23 protein-coding genes and 1 other RNA gene are annotated in these 20,979 nt (G+C 66.5%); 4 read left to right on the top strand and 20 right to left on the bottom strand.

The genetic code is table 11. The annotated features are described in order from the left end of the window. Nucleotides 1-2: 2 nt before the first annotated feature. The 15 genes from GL325_RS08565 to GL325_RS08500 form a co-directional block, all read right to left on the bottom strand. Complete coding sequence (locus tag GL325_RS08565) at nt 3-1,082, bottom strand: glycosyltransferase 87 family protein (RefSeq protein ID WP_255499445.1); 1,080 nt, start codon at nt 1,080-1,082, stop codon at nt 3-5. Between the two features lie 197 nt (nt 1,083-1,279). Next, nucleotides 1,280-2,164 carry a type II secretion system F family protein gene (locus GL325_RS08560; protein WP_187769247.1) on the bottom strand — a complete coding sequence of 295 codons (885 nt, stop codon included), beginning with the start codon at nt 2,162-2,164 and terminating at the stop codon, nt 1,280-1,282. After that, entirely contained in the window at nt 2,164-3,102 is a 939-nt protein-coding gene (locus tag GL325_RS08555; protein ID WP_187769246.1) for a type II secretion system F family protein, read from the bottom strand. Before GL325_RS08555 ends, GL325_RS08560 begins: the two co-directional genes overlap by 1 nt. Continuing rightward, nucleotides 3,099-4,463, bottom strand: a complete 1,365-nt coding sequence (locus GL325_RS08550; RefSeq protein WP_187769245.1) for a CpaF family protein — start codon at nt 4,461-4,463, stop codon at nt 3,099-3,101. Before GL325_RS08550 ends, GL325_RS08555 begins: the two co-directional genes overlap by 4 nt. Continuing rightward, on the bottom strand, nt 4,460-5,662 hold the full coding sequence (locus GL325_RS08545; protein WP_187769244.1) for a P-loop NTPase: 1,203 nt from the start codon (nt 5,660-5,662) through the stop codon (nt 4,460-4,462). The genes GL325_RS08550 and GL325_RS08545 overlap by 4 nt, the downstream gene beginning before the upstream one ends. Then, entirely contained in the window at nt 5,659-6,333 is a 675-nt protein-coding gene (locus tag GL325_RS08540) for a Flp pilus assembly protein CpaB (RefSeq protein ID WP_187769243.1), read from the bottom strand. Before GL325_RS08540 ends, GL325_RS08545 begins: the two co-directional genes overlap by 4 nt. 36 nt (nt 6,334-6,369) lie before the next feature. Beyond that, nucleotides 6,370-7,614, bottom strand: a complete 1,245-nt coding sequence (locus GL325_RS08535) for a pilus assembly protein TadG-related protein (protein WP_187769242.1) — start codon at nt 7,612-7,614, stop codon at nt 6,370-6,372. Next, nucleotides 7,611-8,000: a TadE/TadG family type IV pilus assembly protein gene (locus GL325_RS08530; protein WP_187769241.1), complete on the bottom strand. Its 390-nt coding sequence runs from the start codon at nt 7,998-8,000 to the stop codon at nt 7,611-7,613. Before GL325_RS08530 ends, GL325_RS08535 begins: the two co-directional genes overlap by 4 nt. Nucleotides 8,001-8,092: 92 nt before the next feature. Beyond that, entirely contained in the window at nt 8,093-8,275 is a 183-nt protein-coding gene (locus tag GL325_RS08525) for a Flp family type IVb pilin (RefSeq protein ID WP_187769240.1), read from the bottom strand. 272 nt (nt 8,276-8,547) lie between these two features. Further along, a complete protein-coding gene (locus GL325_RS16095) occupies nt 8,548-8,718 on the bottom strand; it encodes a Flp family type IVb pilin (protein ID WP_187769550.1) in 171 nt (56 codons plus the stop codon). Nucleotides 8,719-8,806: 88 nt separating this feature from the next. After that, entirely contained in the window at nt 8,807-9,820 is a 1,014-nt protein-coding gene (locus GL325_RS08520; RefSeq protein WP_187769239.1) for a hypothetical protein, read from the bottom strand. Between the two features lie 79 nt (nt 9,821-9,899). Further along, on the bottom strand, nt 9,900-10,823 hold the full coding sequence (locus GL325_RS08515; RefSeq protein WP_255499488.1) for a glycosyltransferase family 2 protein: 924 nt from the start codon (nt 10,821-10,823) through the stop codon (nt 9,900-9,902). Continuing rightward, nucleotides 10,823-12,037 carry a hypothetical protein gene (locus GL325_RS08510; RefSeq protein WP_187769237.1) on the bottom strand — a complete coding sequence of 405 codons (1,215 nt, stop codon included), beginning with the start codon at nt 12,035-12,037 and terminating at the stop codon, nt 10,823-10,825. Before GL325_RS08510 ends, GL325_RS08515 begins: the two co-directional genes overlap by 1 nt. Beyond that, complete coding sequence (locus GL325_RS08505; protein ID WP_187769236.1) at nt 12,034-12,888, bottom strand: glycosyltransferase family 2 protein; 855 nt, start codon at nt 12,886-12,888, stop codon at nt 12,034-12,036. Before GL325_RS08505 ends, GL325_RS08510 begins: the two co-directional genes overlap by 4 nt. Nucleotides 12,889-12,960: 72 nt before the next feature. Continuing rightward, complete coding sequence (locus GL325_RS08500) at nt 12,961-14,421, bottom strand: DUF2142 domain-containing protein (RefSeq protein WP_187769235.1); 1,461 nt, start codon at nt 14,419-14,421, stop codon at nt 12,961-12,963. 191 nt (nt 14,422-14,612) lie between these two features. Here GL325_RS08500 and GL325_RS08495 point away from each other — a divergent pair, with 191 nt between their 5' ends. Together GL325_RS08495 and GL325_RS08490 are read left to right on the top strand one after the other, a co-directional pair. After that, nucleotides 14,613-15,641 carry an NYN domain-containing protein gene (locus tag GL325_RS08495; protein WP_154596681.1) on the top strand — a complete coding sequence of 343 codons (1,029 nt, stop codon included), beginning with the start codon at nt 14,613-14,615 and terminating at the stop codon, nt 15,639-15,641. 180 nt (nt 15,642-15,821) lie between these two features. Further along, on the top strand, nt 15,822-16,025 hold the full coding sequence (locus GL325_RS08490; RefSeq protein ID WP_146827219.1) for a cold-shock protein: 204 nt from the start codon (nt 15,822-15,824) through the stop codon (nt 16,023-16,025). Between the two features lie 85 nt (nt 16,026-16,110). Here GL325_RS08490 and GL325_RS08485 read toward each other — a convergent pair whose 3' ends face one another. Both GL325_RS08485 and GL325_RS08480 read right to left on the bottom strand, forming a co-directional pair. After that, on the bottom strand, nt 16,111-16,899 hold the full coding sequence (locus tag GL325_RS08485) for an MBL fold metallo-hydrolase (protein ID WP_187769234.1): 789 nt from the start codon (nt 16,897-16,899) through the stop codon (nt 16,111-16,113). A gap of 42 nt (nt 16,900-16,941) precedes the next feature. Beyond that, the gene (locus GL325_RS08480) at nt 16,942-17,343 is read right to left on the bottom strand and encodes a pyridoxamine 5'-phosphate oxidase family protein (protein WP_187769233.1); all 402 of its coding nucleotides are present in this window, start codon (nt 17,341-17,343) and stop codon (nt 16,942-16,944) included. Nucleotides 17,344-17,404: 61 nt separating this feature from the next. Here GL325_RS08480 and GL325_RS08475 point away from each other — a divergent pair, with 61 nt between their 5' ends. Continuing rightward, nucleotides 17,405-18,490 carry an NADH:flavin oxidoreductase gene (locus GL325_RS08475; protein WP_255955861.1) on the top strand — a complete coding sequence of 362 codons (1,086 nt, stop codon included), beginning with the start codon at nt 17,405-17,407 and terminating at the stop codon, nt 18,488-18,490. Nucleotides 18,491-18,557: 67 nt separating this feature from the next. Here GL325_RS08475 and ssrA read toward each other — a convergent pair. Further along, nucleotides 18,558-18,929: a transfer-messenger RNA gene (gene ssrA, locus GL325_RS08470) on the bottom strand. A gap of 131 nt (nt 18,930-19,060) precedes the next feature. Here ssrA and GL325_RS08465 point away from each other — a divergent pair. After that, nucleotides 19,061-19,612: a YdeI family protein gene (locus GL325_RS08465; RefSeq protein WP_187769232.1), complete on the top strand. Its 552-nt coding sequence runs from the start codon at nt 19,061-19,063 to the stop codon at nt 19,610-19,612. A 3-nt stretch (nt 19,613-19,615) separates the two neighbouring features. Here the strand turns inward: GL325_RS08465 and GL325_RS08460 are convergent, their stop codons facing one another. Beyond that, nucleotides 19,616-20,488, bottom strand: coding sequence for an amidohydrolase family protein (locus tag GL325_RS08460; RefSeq protein WP_187769231.1), 873 nt, complete (start codon nt 20,486-20,488; stop codon nt 19,616-19,618). Beyond that, nucleotides 20,485-20,958, bottom strand: coding sequence for an SsrA-binding protein SmpB (gene smpB / locus GL325_RS08455; protein ID WP_154596677.1), 474 nt, complete (start codon nt 20,956-20,958; stop codon nt 20,485-20,487). The genes GL325_RS08460 and smpB overlap by 4 nt, the downstream gene beginning before the upstream one ends. Between the last annotated feature and the right edge of the window lie 21 nt (nt 20,959-20,979).

Raw genomic sequence — 20,979 nt, 5'->3', positions numbered from 1 at the left:
AGTCAGCTCCGGACCTGAGGACGTTCGAGCAACATTCTCGCCGCAGACAGCGCGAAGTAGGTCACGCACAGATACCGGATCGCGACGGCAGCCAGTCCCCAGGGATCTGCATCCAGGGAGTTCATTCGCATCGGGTACTCGACCTGGGTCGCCGCCGCCATCACGAGACCAATCACCGCCCACCGACGCACGCGGACCCGGTCCAGTCCCGCAACGATCAGACAGGCGATCCCGGGGGCGAACCACAAGGAGAACTGCGGCGATCCGACCTTGTTGGCGAGCACGAGTGCACACGTGAGCACGGTTCCCGCAGCAACGAAGACATCGGCCGATGGCACATCCGCCGCGCGCCGAACCCACGCCGCACGAACGATCAGGGCCAGCGCGGTGAACACCAGCAACGGCAGTACGACATCTGCGGAACGAGCCAATTGATCCGCGCGGGATCCGACGAACTGGACCGTCCCCCAATGCTCGTCATAGACAGGATCACCACCAGCGCCGAAGACTCGCTCCACCTGCAGGCCGAGCGCCCACGGCGACTCAGCCTGCAGACCTCGGGCGTTCTGGGACGAGAGGAAGGACAACAGGTGAGTGCCACGCGCACCGAACAGGAAGAACGGCACGATCACGATCGCCGTCGCTGCGATGAACGCCGCGATCACGGATGATGCCCGCCGTGCGGTGAACAACGTCATGGGCACCAGCCAGACGAACGGCGCGAGTTTGATCCACCCTGCAAACGAGACGAGCGACGCGCCCACGAGCGGTCGCGCCTGCCGAGCGAGCAGCGCGAGAACCGTCATGGGTGCGACGATCGACTCCAAGCGAGTCACCGCCACCGCTCCACACAACAGGACGAAACACACCCACCACCACGCCGCCGGGACACCGTTCGGCCGGACCAGCAGTCGACGGACGACGACGACGTTGAGGAGGAATGCGACCCCGATCCACGCGAGTCCGGCACCAGCAGGCGTCGACATCACCAGCAGCGGCAGCATCACCACCAAAGCGCCCGGCGGGTAGACCCATGCCCCGTGGACCAAGGGCCACTCGCCCGTCGCCCTCGCCTCGCGCATCCACGACTGGTACAGACCGGGGTCCCCCAGTCCAGCCGCCCAACCCCACGAAACCGCGAGAATGAGCGGCCACAGGTGGGCGAGGACCAGCGCCGCCCAGATCAATCGGGGATTTCGCTCGAACCAGGCGGTCAGTGGATGACGTCCTGGGGAGTCACCCGCGGGAGTGCCCGAGCGAACGCTCGCTCGGGGCGCGCTCACTGGCCCTTGAACGCCGAGATGGCGCCGATGACGGCCGGCCCGATGACGATGATGAACAGCACCGGCAAGATGGTGCCCATCAGAGGGAGCAGCATCTTGACGGGAATCTGGTTGGCGATGCCCTCGGCTCGGAGTCGACGCCCGATGCGCATCTCGTTCGCCTGGTCGCGCACGATGTCCGAAACCGGCACACCGAACTCCTCACCCTGCAAGACCGACCGGACGAACTTTCGCAGTTCCTCCACATCAGTACGGGCGACGAGGGATTCGTAGGCCTCACGCCGGGGCAGACCAAGGCTGATGTCCTGAACCGTACGGACGATCTCGTCGGCCAGGGGCCCGCTTCCTGTCTGACCCGAACGCGAGAGGGCGTTCTCGAAGCTGGTACCGGACTCGATCGAGATCGTGATCTGGTCCAGGAGGTCCGGCAGTGCATATTGGATCTCCTCCTGGCGACGCACCGCCTTGCCATGGAGCAGGATGTCCGGCGCGAAGTAACCGATCAGAGGTGCACCCACGAGCATCATGGTCCCGAGCAGACCTCCCTTGCTCGAGAAGATCATGATTCCCAGACCCAGGCCGATCGCGCCGATGATGACCTTCTGCAGGAGGATCTTGGCGACACTGGAATCCTCTGGACGTCCGGCCAGCATGTAGTTGCGCTCGGCCTTGTCGACGATGCCCCGCGGTGTCAGGCGATAGCCCAGACCCTGCCTCCCGGTCTCCTGCAGGTTCTTCGCCGAACCCGCGACGACCACTTCGGACTCCGTCAACTCACGCAGTCGTGCCGCAGCCGCGGACTCCTGCTTACCGAAGACGCCCAGCGCCTTGAACAGCAGTCCCAGGGACGCGAAGATCGCGATGATTCCGATGAGGAGCATTACAGTTTCACCTTCGTGATCGACCGGAGCCAGAGCCCGCCCAAGGTGTAGAAGACCAGACTCACGATCATGAGGATCTTGCCGGCGCCGGTGGTGAACAAGGGCATCATGTAGGGGCGATTGATCAGCAGGAACAGCAGCCCGACGCCGACCGGCAGACCCATGAGGATCACCGCCGACGCCTTGCCCTCGGAGGCCAGTGACTCGACCTTGAGTCGCAGCTCGTTCCGCTGCGAGATCGTTTCCGTGACACGATCGAGGATCTCGCTCAACCGTCCGCCGGACTCACGCTGGATCGAGACGGCTTCGGTGACCCAGAGGAAGTCGGCGCTCTCCATCCGCGCCGCGGTGTCCTTCATGCCCTCGATGAGGTCGCGGCCCAAGCGGGTCTCATTGACGATCCGGGCCAACTCCTCCCCCATGGGCTCCTCCATCTCAGCAGCGACGCTGCCCAAGGCGTTCGGCACGTTCATGCCCGATTTCAACGCCGAACTGAACTGACTCATCGTCTCGGACATCTGCCGACCGAACTTCTGTCGCCGACGAGACGTCTTGACGCCCACGTACATCTTCACCAGAACCGGTGCGGCCACGAGCAGGATGAAGCCGAAGAAGAACGAACTGGTCAGGGCCAGTCCGACCGCGAAACCCACGAACGCGATGAGGAGCGTCGTCGCCACCACGGATGTGACGCTGGACTTGATCCCAGCCAACGAAAGTTCGTCTTCACTGAACGGTTTCAGGCCGAACGTCGCCAACACGCGGTCGATGAGGTCGTAGACGGGGGTCGACGTCTTCCCCCGGGTACCGTCCCCGGTCACGTCGACTCTCATCTGCTCCGAACGCAGGGTGGCCAGGTCCGGTTGCAGCATGGCGTACCCGAAGGCAGCCACCGCGATCAGGATCGACACCACGCCGATCGACAGCAGGGCAGTCACGAGGCAGACTCCTTGGGGGCAGTGAGCAGGAGATGTGGCGGCACGGCGATACCGCGCTCATCGAGCATCTCGATCAGATGAACACCGTCTCCGACGGCTTCGACCAACCCGCGCGGATGACCGTCCTCGTCGTAACCCGCCCCGAAATTGAAGCGGTACAGGTCGCGCAGCACCGGCTCGTCGTCCTCGATCCCGACCAGCTCGGTCACGTACGTGATCCGACGCGAACCGTCCCGCAGGCGCGAGATCTGGACGATGAGGTCGACGGCCGACCCGATCTGCTCACGGATGGCACGCAGTGGAAGATCCATGCCGGCCATCAGGACGAGCGTCTCCAGACGGGCGATGCAGTCGCGCGGGGAGTTGGCGTGCAGCGTCGAGATCGAGCCGTCATGGCCCGTGTTCATCGCCTGGAGCATGTCGAGCGCCTCGCCTGAACGGCACTCGCCGATGACGACGCGATCGGGACGCATGCGCAGGGAGTTCTTGACCAGGTCGCGGATCGTGACCTCGCCGCGACCTTCGATGTTGGCCGGGCGGGCTTCGAGTTGCACGACGTGCGCCTGCTGCAGCTTGAGCTCGATCGCGTCCTCGATCGTGACGATGCGCTCGTCCTCGGGGATGAACGAGGACAGCACGTTCAGCAGCGTCGTCTTGCCGGTGCCGGTACCGCCGGACACGAGGATGTTGAGTCGACCGCGCACGCACAGTTCCAGCAACTCGGCGAGCTCAGGAGTGAGCGACCCGTAGTTGATCAGGTCCTGGATGCTGAGCGCCTTCTTGGCGAACTTACGGATCGTGAGGGAGGAGCCACGGACCGCCAAGGGCGGGATGACCGCATTGACTCGCGACCCGTCGGTCAGGCGGGCGTCCACCAAGGGTGACGACTCGTCGATGCGGCGCCCGACCTTGCCCACGATGCGCTCGATGACTCGCCGCAGCTGGTCCTCGGAGCTGAACGACTCGTCCGCGAGCGTCAGCTTGCCCTTGCGCTCGACGAAGATCTGGGACGGGTGGTTGACCATGATCTCGCTGATGTCGTCATCGTCGAGAAGGCGCTGGATGGGACCCAACCCGAGCGCGTCGTCCTCGATCTCGCGGGTCAACTGGGCTCGCTCGATGCTGCCGAGCTGGACGTGCTCCTCCTGGAGGATGATCTCGAGCTCGGTACGCACGTAGTCGCGCAGTTGCACGTCCGTCAGCGACGCGTCGTTGATGCGACTCCCGATCCGGCGGAACAGCGATTCCACGGAGCGGCGCTTGAGGTCGTCCAGCACTGCGGAGCGTTGGAGCGCTGCCGTAGGCCGGTGGGCCGCCTCGCCGACCTTCTCGGCGGCCAGCAGGCGATCGGTGATGCTCATTCGTCCCTCCTGAACAGTCCACCCTTGCGACGCGAGGTCTCGCCGCGAAGCTTCGCGACGATGTTGTCGACGGCGCTGGTCAGGTCGGCCGAACGCTTCGCCTGGGCCAACGGCCGGCCCGTGTTGACCGACAGCGCGATGTCGACGGAGCGGGCGATCGAGACGTCGACCGGCATCTGCATCGCGTGGGCGATGTCCTCGACCTCGAGGCCCGTGCCCGATTCGGTCATGTTCACGACCAGATGGCGGCTCCGGGGCAACAGGTCGATCCGGTCCAGCAGGTCGGCGGCGCGGCGCAGGGCCTTGACGCTGGACACGTCCATGGTGGTCACCATGATCACGTCGGTCGCTACCTCGAGGGCAGCCATGGTCTCATCGGTCAAGCCCGAACCGGTGTCGACCACGACGAACGCGTAGTCCTTCGACAACTGGCGCAGCAGTTCACTCTCCTGCACCGGCGTGATCTTCTCGAGCGCGGCAGGCGACTCGGAAGCCGCCAGCACCAGGAGCCGGTCGTCGAACGCGTTCAGCAGCCCTTTGACCACCAACGGCGGGTGGACCGAATCCTCGGTGAAGGCATCCTCCAGCGTGTGCAACGCATTGATGTTCAGGACGCTCGCGACGTCACCGAACTGCGAGTCGAAGTCGACGATCACGGTGTCCAGAGGAGTGCGCCGCGAGAGCGCGATGGCCAGGTTGGTCGAGATCGTCGTCTTTCCGACGCCGCCCTTGGGCGAGAGCACGACCACCACGCGGTGTTCCTCAGGATCGACTCGCATGACGGGTGCCGCGGGAATGATGGGGGCAGCACGCTCGCGATCCTCCTCCACCCCGGGCATGACCGAACCGACGTGGCGTGCCAGCAGTCGCTCGATCTCCAAATCGGAGGAGATCGCCGACACGGACTCGACCACGCCGAACTGGCGTTGCTCGCTGGACAGCGGCTCGGGCCGCTCCCGAACCAGCACGACCGGCACGTCCAGCTGATGGTCGTGGACGATGTCGGCCAGCTCCATGGACTGATCGTCGTCGACGTCCTCACAGATGACCACGAGGTCGATCGCACGCATCGTCCCCAGCATGGAGTTCAGCGCGTGCTCCGTGAAGGTGGGCTTGAGACCCACCACCTGGCGGTCTGCGACGCGTCGCAGCCTCCCTGAGAAAGGGCTGGACTCGGTGATGACGACGATGATGCTCACTTGACCAACGTTCCCGCCTCCACGGCGGACGTACCGTCGCGGTTCGTCTTGTCGTTCTGGACGGTCAGGCGAACCTGGCCGAATTGCACCGCCGAGGCGACCTGCGTCGCCTGTTGGGTGCTCACGGCCAAGGTGATCAGCGCGGAGCCGTCCTCGTTGACCTGGGCATTCGTGACGAGGATGTTCTGGGCGAACATCCGGCTGCGCTTCTCGCCGTCCTTCTCCATCGAGACGATGACGCCCACCCGGACCCCTTCGCCGATCCGCTCACCCACACTGGCGGCAGGATCCAGAGCCACCGAGAGCTCCTGGAGCCCGTTCGGCACATTCGCGGCCTCCGCGGCCTTCGCGCCTTCCTTGGCGAAGCGCGAAGCGAGCAGCTGCTCGCCGGCGACCAGCGGCACGGTCGTCTTGAGTCCCTCGATGTCCTTCAGGTCCTGGACGGCACCCTTCGCGATAGCGGCGTTCGGCAGATCGACCAGTTCGACGTTTCCACCGACAGTCGCCGAGTCGGCGTTGGCGCTGAGGTCGTTCACGACCCGATAGACCTGAACCATCTCAGCGCCCTCGAACGCACGGTTCTTGGCACTGGCCGCGTAGGCGACGACAGCGCCGATACCGATGATCGCCAGCACGGCGGCGGCGATGGCGGCGATTACGCGAGAGTTCATGCTGCGTGGTCCTTTGTTCAGATGCAGATCGGGAAGTTACTTGACGAGGGTGACCCGGGTGCCGCCCAGCTGAGGCGCGTCACCGGCGAGGCCGGAATCGGGGTTGGCGTAGTAGGAGCCGAACTCGGTGAAGTCCTTGAACAGCGCGGCATTGGTGGACTGGACGAACTTCCCGCGGATGCCACCGCACGACCCACCGAAGCCCACCGAGATGACGTTCGGCACGCCGACGCTCCACCCGAACGTGCACGAGGTGTCGTGGCTCGCCTTGGGATCGAGCAGGTCGAGGATGCTCTCCCTGCCCGGCTCCTGGCCGAAGAAGACACTGGGGTACTTCACGAAGTCCTGGATCTGGAACGGTGCGAATCCGATGATGACGACACGGCTGTCGTACTTCACCAGGTCGAAGAAGAAGGTCTTCTTCTCGACCGCGTAGATCGGGAACATCAAGATGTCGCCGGGGCCCACCGCCGACCCGTCCGGCTTCTTGAACTGGTTGTTCATGCAGCTGTCGTACTTGACGACCGACCAGTTGGCGAGGTCGTCGCGATAGACGTCCCAGACGCTCGGCGCGAAGGAACAGGTGAACGTCAACCCGGGGACGACGTCCGGGGTGAAGTAGACGGCACGCCCCGCTCCGGCGAGGTTCGAGGAACTGGTCGCGGCTCGACCGTAGACCGTGGGGGCAGTGACGCCGGAGAGCCCGGCGCAACTGGTCTCACCCACGCGGAAGGTCGACCAGACGAACTCGACGGTGGCGCCCTTCTTGGAGCCCACCCCGGAGATCGGGTTGTAGTCCTTCCACATGCAGTACGGCAACCCGATCGGGACCATCTTCGAGGCCCTCAGCGGAACGGAGTTCCACGATGCAGTGGCTTCGGCCTGGACGGTACCGGCGCCCTCACCAAGGACCCTCGCGAACGTGTGCTCGATGTTCTTGGAGACTCGGACGGTGACCTTACGGTCGGCGTACGCGGGACTCTTGACGACGCCGTCCTTCAACGTCTGGACGGTGGCGCTGGCGCCGGCTGCCTGCTTGGCGTACCAGTCGGCGTCGTGCCCCGGGCCACACTTGGCCTTGTTCTGGGCGCAATCGGCGGCAACGGCCAGGGCGGCAGCGTCGGCGGCGTTCTGGACGGAGCTCTTCTGCTCGGAGGCCACGGCGAAGTCGATCGAGACCGCAGCCATACCCAGCAGCGCGACCATCGAGAGCGTCACCAGGACGATCGTGGCGCCGCGCTCCTTGCGCTTCAAGCCGAAGCGGCGGCTGGGTCTGTTCAACTGCATTGGGCTACTCCGACTGCTTGGTAGGTGAAGCTGGTCCCGAAGAGCTTGGTGACGGTCGGCCGCGTGACGGTGGTGGTCACCTTCAGCTGCTTGCCCACGTTCGCGGCGTTGCAGTCGAGCGACTTGTCCACCACGGCACCTGGCGCCATCCCGATGACGTTGGCTCTGGCCACGTTCCAGTCGGCGTCGATCGCGTAGCTGCGCGCAGCGATCTGGGTGGCATTGTTCAGCTGGGTTCGGTAATTGAATGCGAGACCGAATTCGACGATGCCGATGATGATCGACATCAGGATGGGGACGACCAGCGCGAATTCCACGGCCGCAACACCATGCTCGCGCCAGCGGCGCGAAGACCGTGTCCGGGCCGTGAAGAGCTTCATCGTCGTACCTCCCTCATGGTCGTCTCGCGGTGTTGGAACGGAGACGGGCAGAGGGTGTGCGGCTGACCGCGGCACCCTCTGCCCGACATGACTCAGAGCTTGAGCTTGCTGCCCAGGCCGCTCCAGAAGGTGGACAGCTGTCCACCGAAGACGCCGATGGCGGCGACGATCGCGACGGCGATGCCGGCGATGATGAGCGCGTACTCGGTCGCGGTGGCGCCCTTCTCCTCGCGCTCAGCGACGAAGGCGTTCAGGAAAGCGTAGACGTGCAGCATGGTTTTCTCCTTGGCTTGGCTGTGATGAACTCCCTCGTTCGAAGTCCGTGACCACAAAGTAACTGTGTGATTCGGGTGGCCGATGTGAATTGAGATAAAACTGAGGTTCAAGGGTCGAAAATGGCTCTTTGGTACTACCGAGGCTCGGCGTGTCAGCCATTCCCGTACTCGGGCGGTGGTAAACCCCACGAGTAACCTGCGGATCCACGCGGGCACACCGAAGGAGTGGGGCCACCCAGATCCTCCACCCGCCCTAGGTGCGCGAGCGCGGATCAACGCTGAACGACGGAGGCCATCTGCGTCAGACGGATGGACAAGTCGTCACCGAGTGCGAACGTCGCCAGGACGAGGACCAGTGCAATCCCGCTCACCAGAAGTGCGTACTCCACGGCCGTCGCACCACGCGCGCGTTCCCGCCGGCACTGCCTCACGAGAGACCACATCGCTTGCTGCCCTTCAGCCGACGGGATGGGATGGTTGTGACGAAAGTAGCCCAAAGGGACCGCGTGGACGGGGAAACGCGCCACTTGGTCAGCATGGAGGACCGGCGGTCCGGGGCGTCGGACGACGCCATGCCGCCGCTACCGCCCGACAGGCGGCCCGCGGCACGAAGATGAGCGCGGGCACCAGCAACGGCACGTAGAGCGTGCCCCAGTAGGCGGTGTTCGGCCGCCCAGCGATCATGAAGATCGCGATGAACGTGAACGAGATGGCGAGCACCCGATCGCGGAAGGGACCGCGGGCGGCCACCCATCCCACGACGGCGGCGGCGACGACGATGACGGAGACCCAGTACGGGAACGCCCGCAGGACCGAGCTGAACCTCACCGTGTCCACGACGTAGGGCCATCCCCCGAACGTGACCCACGGGTCGGAGCTGACCTTGCCCACCATCGCGGCCGCTCGGTCCGCCAGCTGCCAGTGGACGCCGTAGAGCGCGCAGAAGGCCGCCGCACCTGCGAACCAACCGTAGGCCTCCCGCCGATTCCGGCGCCAGGCCATCACCCCCATCACCACCAGGTACGGCCCGGCGAGCTCGCGGAAGAGGACCGCCGTCAAACCCAGGATCATCGACAGTCGCCATCGACCGGCACGATGAACGGCGAGACTCAGCACGATCAGACACACGGCCCATGCCTCGGCGAAGTAGCCGGCACTGGGATGGAGGAACAGACCGGTCGTGGCGACGAACAGCAGGGTGCTCGCGATCCACTCAGGCTTCGCGGGAGCGATCCTCTCGAACCGGAGCATCACCGCCACCACCGAGAGCGCCACCAACAGTCGCAACAACCAGGGCGTCCATTCGCCCGCCACCAGCCACACGATCGTCACCGTCGGCAGCCGGACTGTGGGCGGGGGCGATGTGGGATACCCGTCCGCAGCCTGCTCGTCCACCGCTGCCCGGTAGTACGACTCGCCATCGGCGACTCGCGTCTCGATGCGCTCGTACAACGCCAGGTCCCCCTGCCCCTCGTGCGTTCCCGAGCCGGCGGGCACCTCCGGGATGCTCGACCCGACCGCCAACGCCCACACGCTCAACAGCACCAGAACGAGCGCCGCGACCGCCAGGATCCTGGAGCGCCTGCTCCAACTCGACCCGGGACGAGGGCGCAGCGACCGCCGCTCAACCATCGGAGCCGGAGCGAACGACGTAGAGCGGTCTGTTCTTGGCCTCGGAGTACGTTCGGCCGACGTACGATCCAACGACGCCGAGCATGATGATCTGCACTCCTCCGACGAACAGCACCGAGATCACGATGAAGGTCCAGCCCGGCACCACGCTCTCGGGTTGGAACAGCTTTCCGGCCAGCACCCACGCAGCACCGAGGAACGCCAGGCCGGCGATCACGAAACCGACGGTCCGAACGAATCGCAACGGTGCCGTGGAGAAGGCGAAGACACCGTCGGAGGCGAGTTTCATCATCCGGACCAGGGGGTAGCTCGTCGTCCCCGCCACCCGAGCCGGGCGATCGAACTCGACACCGGTCTGCCGAAAGCCGACGTAGGCGAACATCCCGCGGACGAAACGGTCGTGCTCGGTGAATCGCCGGATCTCCTGGACGACCCGCCGGTCTGCCAACCTGAAATCTCCGACGTTTCGCGGGATCTCGACCTCGGCGATCGTCGACAAGAGGCGGTAGAAGACTGCGGCCGACGCTCGCTTGAACCAACCTTCGTCCCGGATCCTGCGCTGTGCGTACACGACGTCCCAGCCCTCACGCCACTTCGCGATCAATCCGAAGGCGACCGGCGGCGGGTCCTGCAGGTCCGTGTCCATGATGATCGTGGCATCGCCGCGCGAGTGGTCCAGTCCGGCGCTGATGGCCGCCTGGTGCCCGAAGTTCCGGGTCAGGGACAGGACCCGGACCCGCTCGTCCTTGACGGCGAGATCTTCGAGGATCAGCCCCGATCCGTCACGACTGCCGTCGTCGACGTAGATCAACTCGTACTCGTACTCGGGGTGCTGGTCCAGAGCGGAGCACAATTCGCTGTGGAAGACCTCCAGACACTCCGCCTCGTTGAAGACGGGCAGGACAAAACTGATCATCACGGCGTGAATCCCTCCAGCATGCAGACGGCGTAGATCCATGCGACCTGGAGAGCGGCCAGCGTCACGATGACGACGAGATCATCTCGGAAGCTCCGTTTCGCCGGGACGAGCAACAGGGGAAAGACGATGGTCAGGAGCAGGTAACGCGGCGTGCTGGCACCCATCGCCGTCGCAGCGACGACGAAACCGATGTAGGCGCCGCCCCATGCCTGGAACTCCGGGCCGAGCCGGCGTAGCCACGATCTGAACGTCACCGCCACGATCCCCAGGCACAGGAGGGCGAAGACCGCCCAACCGAGCCAGGACTCGATGAACCAGGTCCAACCCGCGAAGGGGGCCGTCGAGCTACCCCCTTGACGCCACGGACTCTGGGCCTCGAAGTACGCAGCCGGGGAGCCGAGGACGAGACCCGCGATCGCCACCCAGGAGTATCCGCTGATCAGAGCAGTCACGCCCAGCATCGCGGCCGCACCCCACTCCCGCGGGGATATCGTTCGGAACCCCTCGGTTCGACAACGGTGGACGAGATGCCACACGACGACGGCCGCCATCGGTAGGGCGATCGCCCGAGTGAGCCCCAACAAGACCAGCGGCACCATCGCGAGGACGTAACGCCGTCTGAGAATGCACCACAGTGTGACCAGGACCAGCACCAGCGCCAACGAGTCGCCGTACGCCATCGAGAAGACGCCGGCAGCGGGGAAGAAACTGACCGCCGCCACTGCGCTGTACGGAAGCCCGGGACGTTCCGAGACGAGTTCTGGCGCGGCGATCATCACGAGCCGGAAGAGCACCAGCACCGCCACGGCACCGAACGAGGCCGAGAGCACAGGCCCGACCACGTCCCACGGCAGACCGGTGACCGTCATGACGAGGCGGGCCGTCATGGGGAAGAGGGGCAGGAAAGCCCACGGGCTCTCGCTGATCTCGCCATCGGAATCACGCGGGAGCTCGGCGGGGTACCCCTCCTCGGCGATGAGGCCGTACCAGCGACCGTCCCACGCTCGCGCCAAGAACTGCAGGAAGCTCGCGTCCGCCGGAACGGGGTATCCCTGTCGGTCGAAGCGGGTCCAGCCGATCCAGAACGCCACGAGGCTCACGAGGCGACTGAGGGCATAGATCGTCAACACCCGGACGGCCCAGTGCTTCGCGAGAGGACGGAGCCGGTCGCCGGAACGGCCCGGCGCCCGGGGCTCCGTGCCGGGAATCACGCGCCGCTCCTTCGGGAGCGATGCCTCATCGCCACGTACACCAGCGCACGAGCCGCCCCGAGCACGCGGCTGCGGACGACACCGAGGAGGAGATCAGCGCGCGTGATCACCGGTGTGCGAGCTGTTGCCCACCTGAGGAGTTCCCCGACCTCGCGTGCGGCCACACGGGTCATCCATGCACTCTGCTGCGTCGTGCTCAGACGAAAGACCGCCCCGGTGTGGTCGTCGGCGACGAAGTCACCGCGCTCGAGGACCCGGAAGTAGGTGGCGAGATCGATCACGTACGGACGTTCGCCCCACCAACCGCCCGCCGCTTCGAGCGCCTCCCGGCGCATCATGACGCACGCCGGCTCGCCGAAGGGATTCGTCCCCGATCTGACTGCTACGCGGATCGCCTCGGATCCAGGAAGGCGCCCGGCCAGGCGCCGTAGGCCACGGCCGCGGACCAGGACACGCCCACGGGTGTCGATGACATGGCGACGACAGGCGACCAGCGCGACCTGGCCGTCATCCATCAGACGAGCTTGACGAGCGAGAGTTCCCGGCAGAAGGGCATCATCCCCGCAGAGGAGCTTGATCAGGGGCGCTTGCGCATGGGCGGAGACATGATTCCAATTCGAGGGGGCGCCGCCTCCCGCGGGCGCGGAGACCACGGAGACCCGCGGGTCTGCCTCGAAGGCGCGGGCGAGCTCGAGCGTTCGATCGGTCGATGCGTGGTCGGAGACAATGAGCTCGAGCAGGACGTCTTCTTGAGTCAGCACCGACTCGATCGCCTCGGCAACCGTCGATTCGTTGTTGTGCGTCGGGATGACCACAGAGACCAACGGTGCACGTGGTGCGTCCGGTGACATGGCCGCCAGCGTAGTCGGACCGGCCGGGTCATCCGGGGCGATTGAGCCACATCGTGGCGAAGCGCAACATGTTCAGACCACGCTGCGCGCGACCGGTGCCTTGCCCGGGCCCTCCACGGTGGTCCCTGTCGACGTGCCGGCCACCCTCCTGAGTTGCACGACGAGAACCACGAGTGCCAGAGCAAAGGCCACGGTGCCGATCAACCAAACCGCAAGTGGCGAGGGCGTCGAGTCCCACCACCAGCGTGAGTCCCCACCCGGATCGAGGGAAAAGGGCCCGACACCGGCCGTGTATCTCCTGAGGTTCGCGTGAAGGGCGAATGAGCCGGCGATCGCCACCGCCCCGGCGACGAACCACGACATCCACCCCGTCCATCGAGACGCCGGCACACCGACGGTGGCGATCGCCACCGCCATGACGAACAGCGGCAGCATGTAACGGGATTGGACGTGGGAGCCCAGGATGGCGTGGGTCTGGGCCAACAACACGAAGGGAATGACCCACAGGGCGATCACCACGAGGACGAACGCCATCATGCGCCGACGGCCGGCTCCCCGAAGTCCGTGGCCGAGGACGACCATGACCGCCGCGATGGTGAACATCGGCACCACGCCCGGCAGAGGTGTGTCCAGCCAACCAAGGGTGCCCAATCGTCCCCAGCCGAGGATTCCGCCCCACATGATCACCGGGATGAAAATCAAGTTCGCCACGTGTTGGGCCGTCGTCAAGGCAGGGTCGTCGTTGGCGAGTCCTGAGGAGGCGCTCCCTGCCTGCCCGGCGCTGAGGAAGAGAGCAACGACGCACAGGAGAATCACGGCCGAGGTCAGAAGAGGGCCGATCGGTCGGCGCACCGATCTCCCCGCCAACAACCACGCCAGGAACAGTGCGAAGACAGTGAACACCGCCGAGTCGGCACGCGCGCCTGCGCCCAACACGGCCGCGAGCCATGCCATCGCCCCGAGTGCGGCACGTCGCCGGCCCTCGGACTTCATCGAGCCGTACAGACAGAGCAGCACCAGTGCACCCGAGAGATACGCCCACGACGACGGATTGGTCGAGGGCATGAGGAAGAGCCCGAACGGCACCAAGGTAGCGGTCACCGAGAGAACCAGGGCCGGCCGCAGAGACGTCGGGAGCAGCCAGAACGCGGCCACCAGCAGCACGACACCGAGCAACGCGTTGAGTGCGCGCATGGCCACCACCGAGACGCCGACGTCGTCACTTGCCACCGTCGCCATCGCCGCGTAGAAGAGCCTCGGGTACGAACCGTCGGCGTTCATCCACACCGCTTCGCTCAGCCCGGCGTCCACGTGTCGCACGCACGACGCGGGTGTCCTCGGCTCGAAGGCGAAGCACGGCTTGTCGGCGATCTGCGCTGGCACGAGCCTCGACGTCGGATCTCCCGATGGCTCGCACAGACCTTGGCGATCACCCAGGCCACACCAGATGGACGAGAGGTGGAAGTCGTCGTCCGGGCTGGACCCGACCGGTGACGACAGGGCCCACGCCAGGAGACTCAGCCAGAAGAGCATCGGAACCACCGAGAGCCGAACGACTGAGCGAACACTCAAACGCCGACGCTTCACGCACGCAGCGTAGGAGACCTCGACACCCAGATCTGTCGATCCGTCAAACTCGTCGCACATCGAGCCTCTGCTCGATCATCACCACCTCCGTTCGACCGCGACACGACCTCCTGACCGCGGCCGGGCACACTGGACCCATGACCAACTCGAGCGACTCCGCTGTCGCCGTCTACCTGGACTTCGACAACATCGTCATCTCGCGATACGACCAGGTGCACGGCAAACAGTCCTTCTGGAAGGACCGCGACGCCGGCTTCGACGAGGCCAAGCTGCGGCAGGCCGAGATCGATGTCCACGCGATTCTCGACTACGCGTCGTCCTTCGGCCGCCTGGCACTGACCCGCGCCTACGCCGACTGGTCGATGCCGTTCAACGTGCGTTACAAGAAGCAGCTCGTCGACCGGGCGATCGATCTGGTCCAGCTCTTCCCCGCCTCGGGCTCGAAGAACGGCGCCGACATCCGGCTGGCCGTCGACGCCCTCGAGGACATGGGACGCATGCCGCAGGTGGGCACCGTCGTGCTCGCCGCGGGTGATTCCGACTACATCCCGCTGGCCCAGCGGCTCAAGCGCATGGGTCGCTACGTCGTGGCCGTCGGCGTCGCCGGCGCCACGAGCCGCTCGCTCGCGGCGGCGTGTGACGAGCTGCTGACGTACGACAACCTGCCGGGCCTGACGCAGAACGGCGACGACGAGGAGGTCGAGCAGGCCTCCCCGCGCGCCCCGAGGAAGTCGGCCCGCCGCGGCACGCGCAAGAGCGGCAGCCCGAAGACCGAGGCCGAGACCGAGGTGGAGGCGTCCACCGACGCCGAGCCCTCGAAGGCCACGAGGTCCATCGAGATCCCCGTGTCGACCGAGCCGAGGCTCCAGCCCATCTTCGTCCCGGCCGGCGGCAGCCAGGACGACGAGGACGACGAGCAGGCGCTGGCCCGTCAGGCCACCCGTCTGCTGCTGCGCGCACTGCGTCTGCTGGGCGAGAAGGATCCCGAGGAGGAGTGGACCCACTCGGGCACCGTCAAGAGCCAGATGAAGCGGATGGACTCCTCGTTCAACGAAAAAGAGCTGGGATTCAAGACGTTCACCGACTTTCTCAAGTCGCGTAACTCCGTCGTCGAGGTCGATGAGGACAACCAGACGCGCAAGGTTCGACTACGTCCGGGGCACTGATTTGGTGCTTTCAGGTGTCGTGCAGTAGAGTCAATCTTGTTGTTGCATGGCATGACTCGGCAGATTGATGGTCGAGCCTCGTTTGAGGCTGTTCGGTTTTCTCTTTGGTTCGAAGTGACGCGTGACATCTAGTTAGTCGCACGCGATTCACGAGTGCGCATTACCTCCCAAGGAGACAGCATGGCTACCGGAACTGTGAAGTGGTTCAACTCTGAAAAGGGCTTCGGCTTCATCGCGCCCGACGACGGCGGCGAGGACCTGTTCGCGCACTTCAGCGAGATCCAGGGCAACGGCTACCGTTCGCTCGAGGACAACCAGAAGGTCGAGTTCGAGGTGACGCAGGGCCAGAAGGGCCTGCAGGCCGCGAAGATCCGCGCGATCTGAGTTTTCTCAACAACACGAGAACTCCGAGAAAGCCCCCGCTTCGGCGGGGGCTTTCTCCATGTCCGGGCAGCCGCGTTCCCTCGGCTCAGAGCGTGACGAGCTGACCGTCGCGTCCGGTCTCCAACCCCAGCATCGCCAACCGCGCCTCCACGTCGGGCGCGTTGTGATGACTCAGGTGCACGGCGATCACGCGCGTCCGCTCGTCCACCGCTCCGCTCCACCGCAGGTCCGCGACCGCCTGCTCGAAGGTCCGCACTCCCAGGTGACGCTCCCCCGCCAGGTCGAGCCGGTCGCCGAACGTCTGCTCCAGCAGCACCAGATCCAGCCGGCTCCCGCCGATCTGCTCCAGCGCGCCCGGCGCCCACGGCCCGGTGTCACAGGCGTAGAGCACCGATCGCTCGTCGCTGTCGATCCGGTAGAGAACGGCCTCCCCCAGCGCCTCGTGCGCCGCGCGCACGACGGTGACGCGATGCTCGGCGGCCGTGAAGCGGTCGCCCGCCGTTACCGTCACCAGGCGCACTGACGTCTGGTCCGGCGCCAGCCAGTCGCGGCAGCGGTCGATCGCCGGTGCAGGGCCGTAGACGGTCAGCGGGCGGTCGTCGACCCAGCTGCGGTGCAGCAGGAACGCGGGATCCAGGTGGTCACTGTGTGCGTGCGAGATCAGCACCGAGTCGACGTCGACCAGGTCGACCCCCGCGCGCAACGCCTGCCGCGGAGCCTCAGGGCCGGGGTCGATCCAGATCCGCCGGTCGAGCAGCACACTCGTGGGCGTGCGGATGATCCCCTCGGCCAGCATCGTCATGCAGGAGTCGCACCGGCAGAACGGCGTGGGCCATCCGTCGGCCGATCCGGTCCCCAGCAGCAGCGCCTCCACGCTCCGAACGGTAACGGGTGCGCACGTGCCCGACGAGTTCGCTCAGTCGTGCGCGGGCGCCTCGCCGCGCAGGCCGGGCGAGGACATGACCTTCTCGGGCGTGATGGCGATGACGACGCGGTTCGGGTTCTCGGCCGGCGGCCGGTAGCGCTCGGCGTACAGTCGCTCGGCCAGCGAGATCGACTCGCGGTCACGCAGCACCTGCGCCGAGCCCGCGATGCTGAGCCACTGCGGGCCGGCCACCTGAGCCACGGTCGCCCGCGGGTCGCGCTCGATGTTGCGCACCTTCTGGCTGCCGTCCATCGTCGTGATCCGCACGATCCCCTCGAAGACCGTGAACCCCACGGCGACGACGTGGATCCGGCCACCGGGGCCGATCGTCGACAGGGTCGCCAGGTGGCGATCGGTCAGGAAGTCGCCCTCGGGCAGCCAGATGTCGGTCATGTTCCCATCATGGCGAAGGACGCCCCACGCGCCCTCGGGGGCCCGCTCGTAGAGTGACGGGGTGCCGACCACAGCCGCCTCATTGGCCACTGCCCTCGAACTCCCGCACGGTCCCACGTGGCCCAACCGCTGGACGCTCGCTCCCCTGACGAACAAGCAGAGCCACCCGGACGGGACCCTCTCCGACGACGAGCACGAATGGCTCGTCGCCCGAGCACGCGGCGGGTTCGGCCTCGTGATGACCGCCGCCGCCTACGTCTCGCCTGAGGGTCAGGCCTGGCAGGGCCAGCTGGGCATCAGCGACACGCGCCACGAGGAGGGCCTGCGCCGCCTGGCCGACGCCATCCGCGACGCCGGCGCGGTCTCGTCGGTGCAGCTGCACCACGGCGGGATGCGCGCCGACTCGACGGTCACGGGAATGGCGACGGTCGCACCGTGGGCCGACCGCGACCGGGGTGTGGAGGAGCTGTCGACGAGCGACGTCAAGCGCGTCATCGACGACTTCGTCGCCGCGGCAGTCCGCGCTGAGCGCACCGGCTTCGACGGCGTCGAGATCCACGGCGCCCACGGCTACGTGCTGTGCCAGTTCCTCGACACCCGCAAGAACCACCGGACGGACGAGTTCGGCGGATCGCTCGAGAACCGCAGTCGCGCCCTGCGCGAGGCGCTCACCGGCATCCGCGCGGCGACCGGACCCGACTTCCAGGTGGGTGTGCGCGTCTCCCCCGAGGGCTACGGCATGCGCGTCGACGACGCCACGACGCTGGTCGAGCAACTGCTCGCCTCGGGCGAGGCCGACTACGTGGACCTGTCGCTGTGGGACGTGGCCAAGACACCCCGCGACACCGAGCTCGACGGACTGCTGATCGACCGCTTCATGGACCTGCCCCGCCACGGCACGGCGCTGGGCGTCGCGGGCAAGATCCTGTCCGCGAAGGACGCCACCTGGTGCCTGGAGCGCGGCGCCGATTTCGTCACCGTGGGCACCGCCGCGATCATCCACCACGACCTGCCGCAACGGGTCGCGGCCGATCCCGACTTCGTCAGCGATCCGCAGCCGTTCAGCCGCGAACGCCTCGAGGCCGAGCACCTGGGCGCCGCGTTCATCGACTATCTCGCCGACGGCTGGGACGACTTCGTCGCCTGATCGCGAGCGGACATGACTCAGGGCCACCTCGAGAACGAGGTGGCCCTGAGGTCCATGAGGGCTGGGCTGGTGGAGCTGCCGGGAATCGAACCCGGGTCCTCTGGCGCTGAGACAGGTCTTCTCCGGGTGCAGTTCGTCTGTCGCTTTTCTCAGCCCCGGTGCTCGGACGAACGCGTCACCGACAGGCTCAGCAGCGGAAAAAGTCCCGATCCGACCCCGCTACACGGTCAGATCAGCAAGTCCTCTGAATGAGGTGGACAATCCGGGACGAGGACATTCCCGGGCCCACCCTTCGCGAGTCGCCTCAGGCGGCGAGGGCGAAGTCAGTGCGATTGGAATCGGCACTTATTGGTGTGCAACGAACGTTTGAGAGTTGACGTTGCCTTCTCTACCCGCTTCTCCTGAAATCGAACGACCAAAGTCGAAACCGATCAGCCCCTCTGGAATTGTCAACCGCCGGCAAACCGAACCGGCGTCATCAGGGTACAACGTCCTGACGACGGAAAGATTCCATCGGGTGATCTCGGCTTCCCGGAGCCCGGTCGGCAGCCGTCGACATAGCGTGGGGTCATGGACGTCCTGGAGTTCGGCGACGTCGGCGCGTGGGACAGGTGGCTGGCGCAGCACCACGACAGCGCAGCGGAGGCCTGGCTGCGGATCCGCCGCAAGAACGCCGACCTGGCGCTGATCACGATCGGCGAGGCGCTCGACGGCGCGCTCTGCCACGGCTGGATCGACAGCGTGCGCCGCTCACTCGATGACGTCTCGTTCCTGCAGCGCTATTCGCCCCGGCGTCCACGCAGTCCCTGGTCGCAGGTCAACGTCGCCCGGGCCGAGGCGCTCGAGGCCGCCGGCCGGTTGCGCGCGGCCGGGCGGGCGGAGGTCGCCGCCGCACGCGCCGACGGCCGCTGGAACGCCGCATACGTGCGTCAGGCGGACTCCGAGGTGCCACCCGACCTCACGGCTGCGCTGGCCGCGAATCCGCGTGCAGCCGAGGCGTTCGAGCAGCTCGGCCGCACCGCGCAGTACGCCATCGTGCTCCCGTTGCTGAAGGCCCGGACCCCACAGGCGCGGGAGCGGCTGGTAGCGCGGGCTGTCGACGCACTGACCGGGGACGCCTGACGCTCAGCCGACAGGTCCGAGCAACTCGACGCCGTTGTCCCAGAGCACGGCGCGCATCCAGTCGTCGCCCAGTCCCAGGCGGTCGAGTGCCTCGACCTGATGGGCGTAGGGGTACGGGATGTTGGGGAAGTCCGAGCCGAAGACGATCCGGTCCTGCAGGCGCAACAGCCGCTGCGTGTCGACCGGCGGCCGATCTGGGAAGAAGTCGACGAACGTCATGGTCGTGTCGAGCCTGACGTTCGGGTACTGCTCGGCCAGGTCGCAGAAGGCGTCGACCTCGGGCATGCCCAGGTGAGCGATCACCAGCGGCAGCCGCGGGAAGCGCCGCAGCACCTGCCCCACCCCCTGCGGGCCGGTGTGCGGGCCGGGCATGGGGCCCGAGCCGGCATGCAGCACGACCGGGACCTGCGCCTCCTCGATCGCCGCCCAGACCGGGTCCAGCAGCGGGTCGTCGGCGGCGAACTCCCCCACCTGCAGGTGGGCCTTGAAGACCCGGACCCCGTCGGCGATCACCGCGGGCACGTACTCGGCCGCTTCGGCCTCGGGAAAGAAGGTCGCCGAGCGCACCGAGTCGGGCACCCGCTCGGCGAAGCCGGCCAGCCAGTCGTTCATGAACCCGGCGACGCCCGGCTTGTGTGCGTAGGACAGGGCGGTGAACCGGCGCACGCCGAGCGCCCGCAGCGTCTCGACCCGCTCCTCGTCGCTGGTGCGGTAGTGGATCGGCCAGGCCCGGCCCAGCTTGGGACCGGCGGCGTCGAAGTACGCCCAGACCTTCGCCAGCACCTGCGGCGCCATGAAGTGCACGTGGACGTCGACGATCCCCGGGACGCCCAGCCGCTCGAGGTACGCGGCGAGATCGGCGTCCTGCCAGGTCATATGCCCTTGAGGCGCCGGCCCACCTCGCGCTCGGCGTCACGCGACGCCTGACGCTCGGCCAGGGCGTGGCGCTTGTCGTACTCCTTCTTGCCGCGTGCGAGCGCGATCTCGACCTTGGCCCGCCCGTCCTTGAAGTACAGGCTCAACGGCACGATCGTCAGGCCCTTGGCCTGCGTGCGGTGCTCGATCTTCTCGATCTCGTGGCGGTTCAGCAGCATCTTGCGACGCCGGCGGGTCTCGTGGTTGGTCCACGTGCCGTTGTCGTACTGCGGGATGTGGACCTGCAACAGCCAGGCCTCACCGCGATCGATCTCACCGAAGCCGTCGACGAGCGAGGCACGACCCTGACGCAGCGACTTGACCTCGGTGCCGGTCAGGACGAGCCCGGCCTCGTAGGTGTCCTCGATGTGATAGTCGTGCCGCGCCTTCTTGTTCTGCGCGATCATCTTGCGACCGGTCTCCTTGGCCATTCGACCATTCTGTCAGGTCGG

The organism is Aeromicrobium sp. 636 (assembly GCF_024433585.1).
GTDB lineage: Bacteria > Actinomycetota > Actinomycetes > Propionibacteriales > Nocardioidaceae > Aeromicrobium > Aeromicrobium senzhongii.
The sequence above is the reverse complement of the archived record's forward strand: the minus strand, read 5'-3'. Positions and strand labels throughout refer to the sequence as shown.

Coding starts and splice junctions, on each gene's coding strand:
- GL325_RS08550 (WP_187769245.1), bottom strand. CDS start 4,463: ATGAGCATCACCGATCGCCTGCTGGCCGCCGAGAAGGTCGGCGAGGCG.
- smpB (WP_154596677.1), bottom strand. CDS start 20,958: ATGGCCAAGGAGACCGGTCGCAAGATGATCGCGCAGAACAAGAAGGCG.
- GL325_RS08465 (WP_187769232.1), top strand. CDS start 19,061: ATGGACGTCCTGGAGTTCGGCGACGTCGGCGCGTGGGACAGGTGGCTG.
- GL325_RS16095 (WP_187769550.1), bottom strand. CDS start 8,718: ATGTGGTCTCTCGTGAGGCAGTGCCGGCGGGAACGCGCGCGTGGTGCG.
- GL325_RS08540 (WP_187769243.1), bottom strand. CDS start 6,333: ATGAACTCTCGCGTAATCGCCGCCATCGCCGCCGCCGTGCTGGCGATC.
- GL325_RS08560 (WP_187769247.1), bottom strand. CDS start 2,164: ATGCTCCTCATCGGAATCATCGCGATCTTCGCGTCCCTGGGACTGCTG.
- GL325_RS08460 (WP_187769231.1), bottom strand. CDS start 20,488: ATGACCTGGCAGGACGCCGATCTCGCCGCGTACCTCGAGCGGCTGGGC.
- GL325_RS08490 (WP_146827219.1), top strand. CDS start 15,822: ATGGCTACCGGAACTGTGAAGTGGTTCAACTCTGAAAAGGGCTTCGGC.
- GL325_RS08500 (WP_187769235.1), bottom strand. CDS start 14,421: ATGCTCTTCTGGCTGAGTCTCCTGGCGTGGGCCCTGTCGTCACCGGTC.
- GL325_RS08480 (WP_187769233.1), bottom strand. CDS start 17,343: ATGACCGACATCTGGCTGCCCGAGGGCGACTTCCTGACCGATCGCCAC.
- GL325_RS08505 (WP_187769236.1), bottom strand. CDS start 12,888: ATGTCACCGGACGCACCACGTGCACCGTTGGTCTCTGTGGTCATCCCG.
- GL325_RS08495 (WP_154596681.1), top strand. CDS start 14,613: ATGACCAACTCGAGCGACTCCGCTGTCGCCGTCTACCTGGACTTCGAC.
- GL325_RS08565 (WP_255499445.1), bottom strand. CDS start 1,082: ATGCGCGAGGCGAGGGCGACGGGCGAGTGGCCCTTGGTCCACGGGGCA.
- GL325_RS08525 (WP_187769240.1), bottom strand. CDS start 8,275: ATGCTGCACGTCTACGCTTTCCTGAACGCCTTCGTCGCTGAGCGCGAG.
- GL325_RS08515 (WP_255499488.1), bottom strand. CDS start 10,823: ATGATCAGTTTTGTCCTGCCCGTCTTCAACGAGGCGGAGTGTCTGGAG.
- GL325_RS08530 (WP_187769241.1), bottom strand. CDS start 8,000: ATGAAGCTCTTCACGGCCCGGACACGGTCTTCGCGCCGCTGGCGCGAG.